Source organism: Aliivibrio wodanis (genome assembly GCF_052920805.1).
Window position 1 is genome coordinate 1 of record NZ_JBREXA010000011.1, and the last position, 17,920, is coordinate 17,920.

Consider the following 17,920-nt stretch of genomic DNA (forward strand, 5'->3'; position numbering starts at 1 on the left):
GTGGAGGAGAGATTGTAGCTGAAGGAACACCTGAGAACGTGGCTCTTGTTGAAGGCTCTCATACTGCACGCTTCTTAAAACCAATGTTGAATAAGCAATAAATTCCGCACTTTATAAGGTGAATACGATAGAATAAAGCCAGCATTTTGTTGGCTTTACTTTTTATATTCATGCTCGCAATAGGAATTGATTAATACATGGCAACGCTACTTACCCAAGGAACGCAACTAGAAGCAAGAAAGGTTAGAAAACCATTAACTAAATCTTTTTTATTTAGCCTTAGTACTCTTTTCTTTGTCTGTGCTCACTTCTTTCAACCAAACCCTGGCGGTTCAGGCTTACACCTTGCATTTAATGCCATCTCTTGGATCCCTGCTAGTATTGCTATTGCTATTGGTGTATTTCATATAGCCAAACAAGGACTCCTTAAATATTCAACTTTAACACTTGTTTTATCATTGTCTGTAATACTACTCTCTATCCCCTTATTTTATCATGATGCCTCACCAGAATTAGCACTCGGTAAGTTCTTAGGCTTATGGGCTGGGCTAATTTTTTTCATTACATTGCAACAATTCGCTTTTTCAAATAAACAAAAGCAATGGCTTTTATGGTGTATTATTGGCTCTGTTTTAATTGAGACTAGTATAGGTTACATCCAATATATCTTTCTAAAAGAAGGTAATGGCTTTGGCTATAACGTTATCGTTAATCGACCTTATGGTATTTTTCAACAACCTAATGTTATGGCAAGTTTCTTAGCTACAGGGCTTGCTATTGCCTCTTATTTCCTAGCTAGACAACCGACTAAATACCGTGAAAACATCATTGCACTAACCCTGCTTTATGCAACTATCATATTTACAGTACCGCTGATTATCGTCTTGGCATCTCGTACAGGATGGCTTGCTACCATTTTTAGTATTACTTTATTAACACCCTATATGTGGAAATACTGTACTAAACAACGATTTTTTTCTTGGATATTAGCAATAGTTATAGGTTTTAGTGGTCATTATGCTCTCCTCGAAATATCAAAAGAAAAAGAGACGAATAACGCATCAACTATCATTCAAAAAACCAGTTTAGCGAATGCGAGACAATACATTTTCCCTCAAGCTCTCGATATGTTCTTAGAGAAACCAATCACAGGGTATGGTTACGGGAATTTTGAAGCAGAATACACCTTGTATACAGCTAAACAACATCAACTCTCAACGACCTATAGACCTGGGCTTCCTTCGATGGAACACCCTCACAACGAAGTTCTATATTGGGGAGTAGAAGGAGGTGTTGTCGCTATTTTAGGTTTGCTTATTGCTGCTGGTGGCGTACTGCTAAAGATAAGAAAAAGTAAACTAGATACACAGTTTGCTTTACTTGCCTTAATTGCTCCTATTTTTATTCATAGCCAATTAGAGTACCCGTTCTATCACTCAATGGTTCATTGGTTCACTTTTATTATTCTTCTCTTTTGGATAGATCAACTTAGCTGTAAGTACACAAAAAGCGCCATATCGGCGATATCATAAAAGTAGCTTTACGTATAAGTTCGTTAGTTCTCCCAATTGTTACTGCTTTCTATATGCTTTCAACGCTGCATACCAATTGGGTATTAACGAAATTTGAAACCACCCGCCCAATGAACCCTGATATTTTAAATCAAGTGACTAACCCTGTTGCTTGGGAAGATAGATTTAATTGGGATGTGCTTTCAGCTCAGCTAACTATAGGGATTATGAATAAAAAATCAGAATTAATTACACCCTATATAACATGGTCAAAAGAGCTTATAAAAACAAAGCCTAGACCTGCATTTTATCAAAACCTAATCATTGCTTATCAAGCTCTTGGGCAAGTTCAAAATGCAGAAGATATAAGAAGAGAGGCGATTTTCTTATTTCCAAATAATAAATTTGAATCGGTAGAATTAGATGAAAAACTTCGCCAGAACTCCTCTGTATTAAAAGAGAAAAATAAATAAACGATTCATAAAAACCGCTGATTATTCAGCGGTTTTTTGGTTAATTCTTAAAGAACATCAGATAAAGCCTTAAGACAAAGAGCCACATTTTCTTTCTTAGCCGCATACCCCATTAAACCAATACGCCATGCTTTCCCTGCTAAATCTCCCAGTCCAGCACCAATTTCTAAATTATATTCATTCAGTAGGCGTGACCTAATCGCAGCATCATCAACACCTTCCGGAATATAAACTGCATTCAATTGTGGCAACCGATAAGCTTCATCAACAATAAATTGAATACCTAGAGCTTCTAAACCTTGTTTTAGCTCTTGATGATAATATGCATGTCTACTCCACGCTTCTTCTATTCCTTCATTTTTTAGCATTAATAATGCTTCATGTAAGGCGTATAAACTATTGACTGGGGCCGTATGGTGATAGCTTCTTTTTCCCTCACCACTCCAATAACCTAACACCAAACTTTGATCTAAAAACCAACTCTGTACGGGCGTCTTTCTCGATGTCATCTTCTCAACGGCTTTATTCGAGAACGTCACAGGAGACAAACCTGGTGTACAAGATAAACATTTTTGGGAACCAGAATACACCGCATCCAATTGCCATTCATCCACCAATAATGGAACGCCACCTAATGACGTCACCGCATCCACAATGGTTAGGCATCCATGCTTACGTGCAAGTTCAGAAATAGCTCTAGCGTCACTCAATACTCCTGTAGACGTTTCTGCATGCACAAAAGCGACAATAGTAATATCAGGATGTTGTTCTAACGCTTGTTTCACTTTATCTAACGAAACTGGTTCTCCCCACTTATCATCAATAACAATTGCAGTACCGCCGCAACGCTCAACATTTTGTCGCATTCGTTCGCCAAAAACACCATTACGACAAACTAAAACCTTCTCGCCAGCTTCAACTAAGTTAACAAAACAAGTTTCCATTCCTGCACTTCCAGGGGCTGATACTGCAATCGTGAACTCGTTTTCTGTTTGAAATGCGTATTTAAGTAACTCTTTAACCTCATCCATCATTTTTATGAATAATGGGTCAAGATGGCCAATTGTAGGTCGGCTTAAGGCTTGTAATACTTGTGGTGAAATATCTGATGGACCAGGTCCCATAAGGGTTCTTCTTGGTGGGATAAAACTTTGCATTATTCACTCCTTGAAATATAGGGTGTACAAAGAATAGACACAAAAATAATTAAACTCAATTAGACTAAGTCATTAGAGTGACTAAACTAGAAAAAACACCATCAAAACACCTACTTTTACTTTAAAGAGAAGAAATACAAATAAAGTTGTTACCACTTGTTGACATTTAAGCCATAAAAAAGCACATTATTAATACGTATTTTGTTCCTTTGAAATACATAAAGAAGAGGAGCATTACCTAGGTAACTTAATTTGTGGAGTCCAAACTCCTAGTCAACTAAGTGAGGGAGAGTAATGCCGAGACGAACTTTATTGGGAAAACTTCGTCGGTCGTTTAGGCTGAATCCTAACGATTGTCACTTATTTTTTAAGTGAAGGGCTTCTAGCAACTATTTATTTCTTGCTATCACCCCTTCACCTTTATTTTACACATTGGATGTAGTCGGGAGACAGGAAAGTGAACCCTATTAATGTTGCTAAATTTGGTGGCACTAGCGTTGCCAATTTCGAAGCAATGAGCTGCAGCGCTCATGTTGTCGAGCAGAATCAAAAAACTCACCTTGTGGTTATTAGTGCTTGCTCTGGCGTTACTAATTTATTGGTAGAGCTCGCTAACGGTGTACAAGATAACCAAAGAAAAAAAGATATTTTTGAAGAGTTAAAGTCCATTCACTTTTCTGTATTAGATCAACTCTCTGATCCTATTTATCCAGAGAAAGCTATTCTTGAAATCCTTGAAGACATAAAAAAAGCGGCCGATGCAGCTTCATTTCAATCAAGTGATAAACTCACTGATCATCTTGTTTCTTGCGGTGAGCTCATGTCAACTCACCTATTTACTCAACTATTAATTGAACGCGGTAACTCTGCCGTTCGCTTTGATATCAGAACAGTTCTTCGCACCGATGCACAATTTGGTAAAGGTGAGCCACAACTTGAAGAAATATCTCAGCTAGCTCAAGCTAAACTCGCACCTCTTTGCCAGAAACATATTGTCGTAACACAAGGTTTCATTGGGTCTGATAATGAAGGAAATACAACGACATTAGGTCGAGGTGGCAGTGATTATAGTGCGGCATTAATAGCTGAATCTGTAAATGCTTGTGGATTAGAAATTTGGACTGATGTTCCTGGTATTTATACTACCGACCCTCGCATTGCACCTGCTGCATCTCCAATCCCAGAAATTAGCTTTAGTGAAGCTTCAGAGATGGCAAACTATGGTGCTAAAATTTTACACCCATCAACACTATTACCCGCTCTACGTCATCAAATCCCTGTGTTTGTTGGTTCATCAAAAGAACCAGAAAAAGGCGGTACGTGGATAAAGCAAAAAGTAGACAGCTCTCCATTATTTAGAGCGCTAACCTTACGTTGCAATCAAACCATGGTGACATTACATAGTCCAAACATGTTCCATGCTTATGGTTTTCTAGCTGAAGTATTTAAAATATTAGCTAAATATCAGATTTCAGTCGATTTAATTACCACCTCTGAAGTAAGTGTCGCTCTTACTCTTGACCAAACTAATACCAACGGTAAAGCGCCAGAATTACCTTTTGAAGCCCAACAAGAATTAGAAAAATTATGCACGGTTGAAATAGAAAACGATCTATGTCTAATTGCACTTATTGGTAATCAAATGAGTGACTCTAAAGGATATGCTAAGCAAGTGTTTGGAGCTTTAGAAGATTTCAATCTACGCATGATTTGTTATGGAGCAAGTCAGCATAATTTATGTTTCTTGTTACATGAATCAGAATCTAAACGTGCGGTTCAAGTTCTACATAAAGAACTATTTGAAAAGTAGAAAATCATGTTCTAAACCTATTAAACTAAAAAATCCCATTAATTGATTATTAATGGGATTTTTAATGTTTATTATGAAAAAGATCTTAGTTTAGATTTGGCCCTAGCCACTTTTCAGTTTCTAACATATCCCAACCTTTTCTCTCTGCATAACTTTCAGCTTGATCTTGCTGTATTTGAGCAATAGCAAAATAACGAGAGTCTGGGTGTGAGAAATACATACCCGACACTGATGCGCCTGGCCACATCGCATAACTTGAGGTTAATGACATACCAATCGATTCTTCAACATTCATCAACTCCCATAAGCTTCCTTTTTCCGTATGCTCAGGGCAGGCAGGATAACCAGGAGCAGGGCGAATACCTTGGTATTTTTCACGGATAAGATCATCATTAGAAAGATCTTCATCTGGTGAATATCCCCAGATATCTTTACGAACTTCTTTGTGTAAATACTCAGCAAATGCTTCGGCTAAGCGATCTGCTACGGCTTGGATCATAATGGCGTTATAGTCATCACCTTTGGCTTTATACTCATCCGCTAGATCTCGCTCACCAATACCTCCAGTCACAGCAAAGCCACCTATCCAATCGGCTTTTCCGCTCTTTTTCGGCGCGATATAATCAGATAGACAATAGTTAAACCCTTTTGGCTTTTCTGTTTGTTGGCGTAAATTATGTAGAACTTTCAATACCACAGTACGTGATTCATCGGTATACACTTCAATATCATCATCAACACTGTTAGCAGGAAAAATAGCACACATTCCTCGCGCTTTTAGTAAGCCTTCTTTTTCTACACGATCCAACAGATCGTTCGCATCTTTATATAAACGCTTCGCCTCTTCACCCACTTCTTCATGATCTAAAATTGCAGGATATTTTCCCATTAAAGACCATGTCATAAAGAAAGGGGTCCAATCAATATATTGGCGTAACGTAGCAACATCCATATCATCAATAATATGCACACCCGGCTTTACAGGTACAGGAGGCGTGTAGTTTACCCAATCAATATCGACTTGGTTTTCTCGTGCTCTTGCTAGTGAAACGGGTTTTGTTCGTGGTGTTTTACGGCTATGTTGATCACGCACACGCTCGTAATCTAAATCCAACTTCTCAATAAATGCTGGTTTCAATTCATTAGAAAGCAATGACGTACAAACACCAACAGCACGAGAAGCATTATTAACATAAACCACAGGTTGGGAGTAGTTTTGTTCTATCTTAACAGCAGTATGTGCTTTAGAGGTTGTTGCTCCACCAATTAAAAGTGGCAAATCAAACCCTTGACGCTCCATCTCTTTAGCGACATGAACCATCTCATCAAGTGATGGAGTAATAAGACCTGAAAGTCCGATAATATCGACATTCTCTTCTTTTGCTACTTTTAGTATTTTCTCACAAGAAACCATTACACCTAGATCAATAATCTCGTAGTTATTACATTGTAGTACTACGCCTACGATGTTCTTTCCGATATCATGAACATCACCTTTTACTGTAGCTAAAAGAATTTTTCCGTTAGTAGATCCCACATCTTTAGTTGCATTAATGAATGGCTCTAAATGCGCTACCGCTTGCTTCATTACACGAGCAGATTTAACTACTTGAGGAAGAAACATCTTACCTTCACCAAATAAGTCACCAACCACATTCATACCATCCATTAATGGACCTTCTATAACATGAATTGGACGTTCAGAATTTACACGAGCTTCTTCGGTATCTTCAACAATGAAATCAGTAATCCCTTTTACTAATGAATGCTCAAGACGTTTTTCAACCGACCATGAGCGCCACTCAAGTGCTGATTTATCTTCGACTTTTCCGACAGCACGCTCTAGATACTCTGTCGCGATATCTAGTAGTCGTTCTGTTGAATCATTGCGACGGTTAAGAACGACATCTTCTACCGCTTCGCGTAAATCTTCTGGTAAGTTATCGTAAATCTCTAATTGACCAGCGTTCACTATCCCCATATCCATACCATTCTTAAAGCAGTGATATAAGAACACAGCATGAATCGCTTCACGTACGTAATTATTACCTCGGAATGAGAATGATACGTTAGATACGCCACCTGAAATCATGGCATGAGGAAGCGTTCTTTTTATATCGGCAACTGCTTCAATAAAATCAACAGCGTAGTTGTTATGTTCATCGATTCCCGTAGCAACAGCAAAGATATTTGGGTCAAAAATAATGTCTTCTGGCGGGAAACCAATTTCATCTACTAAGATATTATAAGCGTTAGTACATATTTCAATTTTTCGCTCACGAGTATCGGCCTGACCCACTTCATCAAAAGCCATCACAATCACAGCTGCACCATAACGACGGATCAACTTAGCTTGCTGTAAGAATTTTTCTTTACCTTCTTTAAGCGATATCGAGTTAACAATACCCTTACCTTGGATACATTTAAGGCCAGCTTCGATAACTTCCCACTTAGAAGAATCGACCATCACAGGAACTTTAGATATCTCTGGTTCTGAAGCACATAGATTTAAGAATTTAACCATACACGCTTCAGCATCAAGCATGCCTTCATCCATGTTGATATCAATAATTTGAGCGCCATTTTCTACTTGCTCACGAGCGACACTCAAGGCTTCATCGTATAACTCTTCTTTGATTAAACGCTTAAAACGAGCAGAACCGGTAACATTGGTTCTTTCACCTACGTTCACAAAAAGAGAGTCTTTCTCAATAGTTAATGGTTCTAAACCAGATAAACGACAAGCAACAGGAAGTCTCGGTAATTGACGTGGCTTAACCCCTTCTACCACTTGTGCCATTTGACGAATATGCTCTGGAGTCGTACCACAACAACCTCCAATCAAGTTTAGAAAACCACTCTCGGCCCACTCTTTTACGTGTTCTGCCATTTCTTCTGGAGAGAGATCATATTCACCAAAGGCATTAGGCAAGCCTGCATTCGGGTGTGCTGAAACACTGCACTCAGAAATACGAGACAGCTCACTTACATATTCACGTAATTCATCAGGTCCTAATGCACAATTCAAACCAAATGAGATTGGTTTAACATGACGCAAAGCATTGTAGAACGCTTCTGTAGTTTGTCCTGAAAGCGTACGACCTGAAGCATCTGTAATCGTACCTGAAATCATCACCGGTAATGTAATACCCATTTCTTCAAAAACAGATTCAACGGCAAAAGAACACGCTTTTGCATTTAAAGTATCAAAGATGGTTTCAATAAGAATTAAATCAGAACCACCATTGATTAATGCACGAGTTGATTCAGAGTAAGCTTCGACTAATTCATCGAAAGAGACATTTCGGTAACCAGGGTCATTTACGTCAGGAGAAATAGAACACGTTCGATTCGTTGGGCCTAAAACACCTGCAACATAACGCGGTTTATGAGGCGTTTTTAATGTCCATTCATCTGCGACTTCTCTTGCTAATTTTGCAGCTTCGAAGTTCATTTCTTCGCTCAGACTTTCCATATCATAGTCAGCCATTGCGATCGTTGTTGAGTTAAAGGTGTTAGTCTCTAAGATATCTGCACCCGCTTCTAAATAAGCAGAATGAATATCTCTAATAATTTGAGGACGAGAAAGCACTAGAAGATCATTGTTACCTTTTAAGTCACAATGCCAATCACTAAAGCGCTCTCCACGATAATCTTGTTCTTCAAACTTATACTCTTGGATCATGGTTCCCATGCCACCATCGATCAAAAGTATACGTTCCAGAAGGTGCTTTTCTATTTCAGTTTTCTTATTGCTTCCTGCCACGGTACTGCCTCATCCATAATACGTTTCTGTTACAATCCTATCACACATCGAATAGGAATCTAGACGTCCAAAATAGATTTATTTATCCAAATTAGAAATAAAGTTTGATATTTATCAATTTGAGTGGAAAATGACCTGAATCACATTTTGTTACATAAATAAGATATATAGAGGTTAACAATGTCCGTATATAACACACTCTGCTTTCTTGCAGCTGCTGCTATGTTAATCGCATTTTTTAATAGCAAAATAGGAAAAATGCAGACAACGATAGCAATCACTGCAGGCACAACAATGCGTGTTGCACTTACTTTCTTGCCACTAGCAAAGGTGAAGGTTTTTTTTACGCCTTCATTTTTTTGTAATTTGCTAAGATTGTTCCCTTGATTGAAACCGGTGCGTTTATCTTGAGGTCTTAACATCTTATCGTCCTTTGGTTGCTAGTTGTTTAATCTCAGTAATGAATTGGTGGTAAACCGCGTTCACTGAAGTCATTGCTAAATCGAATTGCTTTCCACTGCATATCTGCTCTGATTTTCTAATATCTAAAACGGTTCTATTACTTTCTGCAGCAGCAACAAAAGCTTCTGAATGTCGAATAGAGGTTGATAATAAATGCCCTTGCGCGGCACGTAATAATTTATCGAATACCTTCACTTCATGAGCGCTCTTTTCATCAAAATTCACTGGCAATAATTTTGCCCATTTAAGGTTTTCACCTTTTGATGGAAGCTCTCTAAAGGTACTTGGCATTGTTGCCATGTAATTACTGGTAGATGCAAAATCAAATTCACGTGGTGTGACAGGAATAAGAACCGCATCCGCAGTTTCGTTTACGGCCCACAAAATTGGCGAGTTCTGCGGCGGTGTATCGATGAAGATAAGATCGTATTCGTCTTTTAGTACAGATAAGATTTTTTCACGAAGCAAGGTTAATAGTTGTTGTTGCCCTTCTGCATCTTGTCCCCAGTAGGCATCAACAAAACGCTCGTCTGATGGGAAAGCAGGAATTACATCAAGATTCGGTAAATGGGTTTTGAAAGGAATTGCTTTTACCAATTCAGCATAATCATAACCAGAAGCTAAGTACTGCGCGAAATCACCTTCAGGCTCTAATTCTGATAAGGCTACATCAACGGCTGTCATGTATACCGATTCATCGTCTGCTTGATGGATAAGATTTTGTCCTGTTGAACCTTGTGGATCTAAATCAATAATCAAGCAACGTGCATTTAGGTTTAAGTCTAACGCGGCAGCAGTCGCAAGCGTAACAGTTGTTGTTGATTTACCCGTTCCGCCTTTGTGATTTTCGACAACAATGGTTGTTGGTTCAAAGCGTTGTGAATATTTTGGATATGCCATGTAATCCATAAAATTGGCAACATCAAAACGGTTGTATAAATGGGTTCGGCCTTGAATAATGGGTTGGCCAATAACGCCCTTTTCCATTGCTTCATCTATACGAGTATTAAATGTCACACGAGATAAACCAAACAGTTCTTGAAGCTCTTTCTTTTTTAAACAGTGGTTGTAAATAAGGCGATCAACACTGTCTTTAATTTCAGTGTCAGTCACGTTGATTTGCATTCGCTCTTTTATTACTGCTTTTAAATCAGATTGCTCTTGTTGCATTCGCTCTGAAACAAGATCTAAAGAATCAAGAATTGTGCCCATTCCATTTGCCTCGGTATTCATAAAAAACTATGTATACATGATAAAGCACTAGAGCGAGAAATTAAACCATTAGAGTGTGTTTTTTATCTCAAATGGTTTAATTTGTGAGATTTTAGTCTGTTTATCTGGGGACAATGGGGGTTGTTTTTATTCTCCTAAAATCAGTACAGACAAGGCTTTTCTGTGCATTATCACTTTACGTAAATCATCTTCAAGAATTTCTGAATCTCTAGAGTTAAAGCGTGAGAGTTTAAAACCAAACTCAGCCTCTAAATACTCAGGCATATTTTTATTTTCCAGAGATTGGTCAATACCGTCTAACCACTCAATAAATTGCCCATAGGTTTCTGGACTACCTTTTGAACCAACTATTCCAATCAATCCATCGAGTGATTCTCTCACCTTTTGGTAGAAATCGGTATTCAATGGCTCAAAAACATAGCTAATGCTCGCTATATCATTATTAAAACGCCATATCATCTGCTTAGATATTAATGTGGCTAGCTCTAGCTTCCCTGCTCGTTTAATTGCTTCAAAAGACAATTTAACCGTTGTAGCACTATCTTTAATATCATCTTGCTTTGCGTACAATTTAACCGCATCACCTATATTTATCCTTTGTTTTGCTTTTACTCTTTCAGCATGAAACCAATAGGAAAATTTCAAACCTCTCATCATAGAAGAAATTGATAACGAAGGTTTAATATCGGACGAAATCCAACTGTGTAGTGAGTGCGTAGACCAGTATTCTGGAAGTAACGACTAGAAAATAATAATCTAATAGAACGTGTTCTAATCAATATAAATGAAACATCTATAGGCCAAGTTATAAAAAAACAAGTAATTATAGAGCCTCAACCTTTCCCATAAAGTGACCTCGTTACGAAGTCACTTTATTTTTACCCTTACAGCACATCCACAAACTTTTCACCATTCTTAAATCTTAGTTTACGTTTTACAACTCCAAAAGCGTAAACCTACACTTAACTTCGGGGACAATAAGGGTTGTTTTTAAATGCCATCACTTAAATCAACCTAAATCGATTGGTTTTCCATTTCAATCCATCAAACCTTAGCTGTATAAGCGGACCAAATTGTAAAAGATGAGGCTAATATTTTTTGTATGAGTTTGGGGTATTATTGAAAGAGATTCAGGCAGAATTGGTTCGTGTGATTAGAAAAATATTGGTTAATAACAAAGCTTAAATATATAGTAATGAAACTCAGAATAGCCTGAGTTTCATTACGTTAACTGATTAGAAATAATTAATTAGATAAGAACAAATGCCCCTGGTATATAACCACCCGCTTTCGCAATATTTTTCTTTAGCTCATATAAATTATCTTGCTCTAGTCCTTGCCACTTTCTCAATTTCTCGATCTGGTTAAATAATTCCAATGTATTCACATTTCGAATTATAGCAATTCGGTCTTCCTTACGAACAATCGCATCAAAATTACACCACTCAAAACCTTCGACAGAAGTAGATTCATATAAAAAATCTTCAGGCTCCATCTTTTGATGAGTCATGTGAATCAAAATATGGTAGTTCATATTTTCACTTAAATACACTTCAACTCGGATCTCCCTCCAGAAATCCAAAACAGCTAATTCAGGATTATAATAAGACCGATTATGAACAAACTGTTGTAGTACATCCTTAACAGAGGTGTTAATAGGGAAATTATGAGTAGTATGTTCAGGCATAAAAGCAGCTATACGCTCCCCTGTAATTACTAGCGGAATTGTATCTACAACAGGGGATAAACTATGAATAATTTTACTACCTAGTTTAAAGTCAGGGATTTCGCTAACAAGTGAATTTAGCTGACGAAGTATATAAAAATTGTCTGGCTCGATTTTTTTTATACCGTATTTATTCGTTAACTCTTTTAAATCACCTCTTACTATTTTAGCAAAATCACCATCGTTAGATAACTCAGTAAATTCTTTCGAGCGAACAAATCCATTAATACTTTCAAGCTTCTTTTCTTTGAGTTGTTCTTCAAAGTCACACCGACTTAAAATTTTATTTACCGTTTCATTATTAGTTAGGCTTCTGTAAACATCACGATAAAATCGATTAATAGTTACAGGTATATAACTTTCGAAAAACTTGTCTAAATCGTCATAAAGTTCTGCTGACTCAAATCGACCAGGATCCCTTCTAGGTGAACCACATAACTCCATTATTAATTTCATTTGATTCGGTGAGATTTTGAGAGATGTATTAGTACTCTTTAATTCACTAATTCTTGTATCTGTTATTCCCAAGTAATCTGCCAATTCTTTTTGAGTTTTACCTAAATTTTTATAGAACGTAATTGCGTGATTGATCCATCTAATTGATTCTTCTTTATTCACTTTCATAATAGCCACCTTTGAGTAATTAACCAGGAAATACTATCAGCCAAAGGCGATAAGTGTAATTACAAACTTTCTGTAATTATTCAGTAATAAATTACATAAAATAAAAGTGAGACATAACAACTATATTTTAAGAAAAGACATTTTTATTAAAAAGTACCAACAAATAAACACTAAAATCTAGTTACCAACGATCCCAAACCTTCCCAGAAAGTGGCTTCTTAATGACCTTACTTTATTCTCGTCTTTAATGTAGAAACTGATTAAATCTACATATTCTTCACCATGTTCAAATTCAGGTTGTGACCGAACGGGATCCAACCGAATTTTTCCATAATTCATGGCTCTTTTAATATGTAATGTTTTAAACAACCTACCATCGATAACTGATATCAATTCAGTATTCGAACTACAGTTAGTGAATATTGGCGATGTTGTCACAGCAATACACCAATCTGTTCCACGCTGATAACTGGCTGTTAAATTCACAAAATGCACATAGACATCTTTATTTTTTAATACCGCTTCTGATTTTGCCATCATATATATCCCATTTAGCTCAGAGCTGAATCGTTCTACTTTTCTTTGATTCAAAAAATCAGTAAAACTCGGGGCCGAGACTGAAGCTAAAATACTAATAATTGTCAGTGATATGATTAATTCAAAAAGCGTAAAACCCATATTTAACTTTGGGGACAATGGGGGTTGTAATTGGAAACCATGGTTAACATCCATATCTAAACTCTGGGGACAATGGGGGTTGTAATTGGAAACCATCACTTAAATCAACCTAAATCTGTTGGTTTTCCACTCTAATCCATCAATCAAACCTTGGTTATATAATCCGCCCCAATCATAAAAAAAGGGCGCAAAGCCTTGGCCTCCAGTTATATGGTTAAACCCAATAGCTGCAATAATTACCGCTGCAGATATTGCATATTCAACAGGGTCACCGGTTCTAAATCGTCCTCCAAACAAATGAAAACGTCGGTCACTGTAAGGAGAGAATGGCACGCCAGAAACCGTCATGGCATCAGTCAAAATATGACTCACTCCGCCCCAGGCAAACGCCGCTAATATTCCGTGATAATCCCAAATAAAAGTAAACGCAATTGCCGCTATGATCCAGTGCGTAAATACATGTGTTGGGCCTCGGTGTTTAATATGTTTCCCTGAAAGTTTATAAACATACTCCATCCAATCGGGTGCTGTTGCACCGGCGACACACGCAGCGACATGAGGCGGGGAAATCACCGCACAAATAGCTCCTGCAATTAACGTATGGTTTAACCATTTCATTGAGCTATTTCTTGAGGTGTAGGTTTTGGTAGGTAAGCGACTTTTTTAAGATAGCGATTCATACCATCACTTTGGCTTTCTTCACACATCGCAACCAATGCCAAACGTTGTTCAACTAAAGTGGCTTCGTGGGTTAAAACATCACGGTGTGACGTGGCCACTTTTTCTAATAAAGCTATTTGCTCATCGACATTAGCAATACCTTTTATTACTCGCGCTTTTGATCGCGCTTCTAAAGCTAGATAAAGCCCCATAGCTCGATAAGAGTAGTTTCTGCTCGCTAAGGCTTTGGTAAACGCAGCGACAGCGGTTGCCGTGGCTGTTCTGCGTTGATATTCCCATTGGCGTTCGCGTGATTGCTCTGTAGTTGAGTACAGCGGCATCTTGCCAACTATCCCAATGTAGTGCTCTGAGATCTCAGGCCAATCACTGGTATTGTATTCATCGATGTTAGATTTCACACCGGCAACAATATCGATATCAATTTTGAATTTACTTTTCTCTGGGTAGCAATGCAGCACAGAATTGAAAATAGCATCGGGGTTAATTTTTGGCGCTGGCAGCATAGCAGGAATAGGGGTATTAAAATGGGGTTCATCACCATGCAGTGTTGGCAGCTCGAACGGCTTTGCTTCTGGTGGTAAAACTTCAGGTTCACTCCAAGGTGAGCTGATCCCCCAATCAGTAGCACTCACCATTGAAGTAGCCCCAAGCAACAGCAAAACGAAGGTTGCTTTTAGCGATTGTATTTGTCTATTCGGCACGGGCAGATCTCCGCCCAGTTCCAAGCATTTGAAGCCCACCGACAACAGCTCCTGCTTCCCATGCACCAGACACGACGCACATGGCCACAATAAACCAAATCAGCGCTTTGGTTGTGTCGTAACTGGCATCTGTTAATAAATTGGTTCGTTGTGGATTTCTACGCTCGATAACAGGACGTATTGAAGGCGGCAGTCTTCCTTCTTCGCTCGATGTCATGATCCAAATCTTACTTGATAGCAAACAAGCACGAGCAACTTGCGCTTTGCGGCCTGTTAGTTTGTGTGCATCATCGACAAACAATAGTGCGCCAGTATCAAGTAAGTAGTCGGATAGGGCATCGGCTTTTAATTGTAGATTTAACTTTCGCCATTCTGTTTGATATTGGCCATCTTCATGCGCTTTACGCTTGGCTTCATACCATTTTGCAACCGCTTCATTTTCAACCCAGCTCGTCATTGGTAGCAAAGTTTCTAAATGCACCGGCTTGGCTTTATTGCCCCAAATACCATCTTGTTTTTCAATTAGTCGGCTAACCCACCGGCTTTTTCCTGAGTCATGAGCGCCGGTGATTAGCTGGCATTGAGTTCGTTTAAACGTAGTTTCTTTTCGATCTTTAGACGGAGCGAAGCGGCGCGGAGAATCGACAATTAATGGGGTTATGTATGGGCTTCCATTTTTTCTAATACGCTTATGATCAGTTCGCAGTTTTAAAAATCGCATGAGCCCTCCGTTAATTCGATGAGTATTAGCTTAGTGGCTTATTTTTAAAAGTGTGTGACAGCGTAGCGCTTTGCGAGTAGCGCGAACATTTCGTGTAACTGCGTTTTCTAACAGTAGAATTCCCCCGCGATCTAGGTTGAAAAAAACGTCCGAGCCTCACGTGAGTTTTTTCGTACGCGGAAATTTTTTTTAACGGAAGTTAGGGGTAAATGATTTGATTGATAGATGATGAGTGATTGATGATTTGATGATACGAATAAAACCATCGTTTAATTCGTATTTTCTTCAGGCAAAAAAGGTCTTATGACGGGCTGGGTAATGTCACATTAAAACGTGAACATCTACCTAAAATTCATCCCATCGATAAGACCAAATTAGATTGTAGCTTTTCAATTCTGTTTTTTTATCAAGCGCGTAGTTAATCAGTGTATTAGTTAGGGCTGGGCATAACTGATGGCTCGCCACACCATTTGTAGGTTAGGACGTAACTCCTTTCCATTTACTCATTTCTTCATTGGGTTAAATCACACTTCATGATTTATCGCATCCTCATGCTCTACCGCATCCAAAATAAATCATTACCGTTAACTTGTTTATCTCTGCCAATGCAGAACGTCTCCGTCTCAGACGAAAAGAGAATTGTCATTCATAATTTCTTTAATGAATATTTAAAACTTCATTGCCAACCCTATTATTTATTGTCGTAGGCGTGGTTTACCCGCATCGACTAGGCATGAATCCTATTAAGTGAATACCACAACTAGAAACGACTTATCTCGCTACTGATTTATCTAAGGTACTCTTTTTTAGGATTAGCACGATAAGGAGGGGGAAGGGGGATAACAAAAGGATCATTGCGATCCTTTATTTAATATGGAAATTATTAATTACATAAATTGAATTAGCATTTGCATTATGAGTCATAATATTAACCTTAGTTTATCTATGGTTTTTTGCTTAGTGCTTCAGTCATTGCTTGACCAAGCTTAACCATAAAATCACCATCCATCTTATAATCTTGGCTCGTTAGCATAGAAGCATTTGCCATCAATTCATTTAGTTCTTCAACGGTTGGGTTACCATCATCATTAGGAACAAAGTCAGTAATTAATTGATAAATCATTTCCGATTTTTTCAGGCTTTCTTGCTCTTTAGATAGCTCTTCTCTTAGTTCTATTTCTTCTTTTGCTTTCACTTTATGCCAAGTAAATAGGAATTTAATTTTAGCTATTTTCCGACCATGCTTAATTGGTTGATAACCAAATGAACCGGTTTGCTCACACGTTAAAAATCGAATGTTAGAATCCAATTTTTCAATCTCTTCAATCGAATTACGAACACATCGATCTAGAAACACTTTATTACTGGCATAGCTCTTCTTAATCATATTTCCTTTTGGATCGAGCAATCCAAAGAATTGATGAAGTTCCTCAACAGTAAAAGTATGCAGTTGTGTATTCTTACTCTTAAATCTACATAAAAGAGGGTAGAGTCTTTTTGAATGCTCTTTTTTTAACTTCCGGAAAATACGGTGATCAACCTGAGCATGGCCTTGTGAGATCCCTAGATATTCATTCAACAGTTCATCATTTGGAATAATCGTTAATGTCGCATCTTTGTACGATAAGCGTTTAAACAAGTTAATGTAATCAAACTCATTCTTTTCTGGATTTTTAAGCCCTACTTGTTTACGACTCAAACCTTCACTTGGCGCTACTAATGTATTGTATAAATCGACTTTCTTAACACCAAACCATTCACTTAGTACATCTGAGTTAAATTGATAAACAGGTGCTCGAATAGCTGTACCATCAATAAATGAATCCCAATGGTCTTTATGCAAACGAGTAAGCAGCAGAGCCATAATATCGTGTTCTTTTGGTGTCATCGTTAGCTGACTAAAAACTAATTCATGAGATTTCTTAAAGAATTGTCCTGGTAACTGTTTACTGTCATCAGTTCGTATCACTCTTTGTTCATTTTCAGTCTGATTTTGATTAGTCATATTCACCAACAACAGTTATTGAGATAAAGGTCACATAAAATTCCGTTATCTCATAATGGTAACAACATTTTCCGTAGATAACAGAAATAAGTGTAACCTTACAGAAAAAAGAAGCAAGAATAATCGATTAATTATCAAAAATAACGGAAAAAGGTGTTACCTTAATGGTCTGTACGGAAAATAATGATCTTTAAGACATAAATCCAAGTTATTCATTAATAACATAAGAATCACCGGAAAATTTTTATACCACAAACGGAAAAATTTGATCATTAACCGGAAATTTTTGTTACCTTAAACGGAAGATAAAGATCATTTGACGGAAAGAAATGATCTTTTTACGGAAATTTTTGTTACCTAACATTAATTAAC

General features: G+C 37.7%; 12 protein-coding genes, 2 pseudogenes and 1 riboswitch. Of the genes and pseudogenes, 2 read left to right on the plus strand and 12 right to left on the minus strand.

Features of this window, described 5'->3' with window-relative positions; genetic code table 11:
- Positions 1 to 197: 197 nt before the first annotated feature.
- A pseudogene (locus ACU5DF_RS23575) lies at positions 198 to 1,984 on the plus strand (PglL family O-oligosaccharyltransferase).
- Between the two features lie 47 nt (positions 1,985 to 2,031).
- Here ACU5DF_RS23575 and ACU5DF_RS23580 read toward each other — a convergent pair.
- On the minus strand, positions 2,032 to 3,141 hold the full coding sequence (locus ACU5DF_RS23580; protein WP_446714014.1) for a pyridoxal-phosphate-dependent aminotransferase family protein: 1,110 nt from the start codon (positions 3,139 to 3,141) through the stop codon (positions 2,032 to 2,034).
- Positions 3,142 to 3,357: 216 nt separating this feature from the next.
- Positions 3,358 to 3,531: riboswitch (Lysine riboswitch) on the plus strand.
- A gap of 67 nt (positions 3,532 to 3,598) precedes the next feature.
- Here ACU5DF_RS23580 and lysC point away from each other — a divergent pair.
- Entirely contained in the window at positions 3,599 to 4,951 is a 1,353-nt protein-coding gene (gene lysC, locus ACU5DF_RS23585) for a lysine-sensitive aspartokinase 3 (RefSeq protein WP_446714013.1), read from the plus strand.
- Between the two features lie 85 nt (positions 4,952 to 5,036).
- On the opposite strand, the gene metH is transcribed toward lysC, so the two are convergent.
- The 11 genes and pseudogenes from metH to ACU5DF_RS23640 all read right to left on the minus strand — a co-directional run bounded on the left by metH (position 5,037) and on the right by ACU5DF_RS23640 (position 17,548).
- Entirely contained in the window at positions 5,037 to 8,717 is a 3,681-nt protein-coding gene (gene metH, locus ACU5DF_RS23590; RefSeq protein WP_446714012.1) for a methionine synthase, read from the minus strand.
- A gap of 140 nt (positions 8,718 to 8,857) precedes the next feature.
- On the minus strand, positions 8,858 to 9,139 hold the full coding sequence (locus ACU5DF_RS23595) for a hypothetical protein (protein ID WP_446714385.1): 282 nt from the start codon (positions 9,137 to 9,139) through the stop codon (positions 8,858 to 8,860).
- Position 9,140: 1 nt separating this feature from the next.
- Positions 9,141 to 10,391 (minus strand): ParA family protein, encoded by a 1,251-nt coding sequence (locus ACU5DF_RS23600; protein WP_446714352.1) that lies wholly within the window; start codon positions 10,389 to 10,391, stop codon positions 9,141 to 9,143.
- A gap of 147 nt (positions 10,392 to 10,538) precedes the next feature.
- Positions 10,539 to 11,057: a hypothetical protein gene (locus tag ACU5DF_RS23605; RefSeq protein WP_446714353.1), complete on the minus strand. Its 519-nt coding sequence runs from the start codon at positions 11,055 to 11,057 to the stop codon at positions 10,539 to 10,541.
- A gap of 604 nt (positions 11,058 to 11,661) precedes the next feature.
- Positions 11,662 to 12,762 carry a helix-turn-helix domain-containing protein gene (locus ACU5DF_RS23610; RefSeq protein WP_446714354.1) on the minus strand — a complete coding sequence of 367 codons (1,101 nt, stop codon included), beginning with the start codon at positions 12,760 to 12,762 and terminating at the stop codon, positions 11,662 to 11,664.
- A 177-nt stretch (positions 12,763 to 12,939) separates the two neighbouring features.
- A complete protein-coding gene (locus tag ACU5DF_RS23615; protein ID WP_446714386.1) occupies positions 12,940 to 13,302 on the minus strand; it encodes a hypothetical protein in 363 nt (120 codons plus the stop codon).
- Positions 13,303 to 13,380: 78 nt separating this feature from the next.
- A pseudogene (locus tag ACU5DF_RS23620) lies at positions 13,381 to 13,536 on the minus strand (prepilin-type N-terminal cleavage/methylation domain-containing protein); the annotation flags it as partial.
- A 3-nt stretch (positions 13,537 to 13,539) separates the two neighbouring features.
- Positions 13,540 to 14,058, minus strand: coding sequence for a metal-dependent hydrolase (locus ACU5DF_RS23625; protein ID WP_061014246.1), 519 nt, complete (start codon positions 14,056 to 14,058; stop codon positions 13,540 to 13,542).
- A complete protein-coding gene (locus tag ACU5DF_RS23630) occupies positions 14,055 to 14,756 on the minus strand; it encodes a hypothetical protein (RefSeq protein WP_446714382.1) in 702 nt (233 codons plus the stop codon). The genes ACU5DF_RS23625 and ACU5DF_RS23630 overlap by 4 nt, the downstream gene beginning before the upstream one ends.
- Before the next feature lie 55 nt (positions 14,757 to 14,811).
- A complete protein-coding gene (locus ACU5DF_RS23635; RefSeq protein WP_446714355.1) occupies positions 14,812 to 15,543 on the minus strand; it encodes a hypothetical protein in 732 nt (243 codons plus the stop codon).
- 943 nt (positions 15,544 to 16,486) lie between these two features.
- Positions 16,487 to 17,548 carry a replication initiation protein gene (locus ACU5DF_RS23640; protein ID WP_446714356.1) on the minus strand — a complete coding sequence of 354 codons (1,062 nt, stop codon included), beginning with the start codon at positions 17,546 to 17,548 and terminating at the stop codon, positions 16,487 to 16,489.
- Positions 17,549 to 17,920 lie beyond the last annotated feature (372 nt).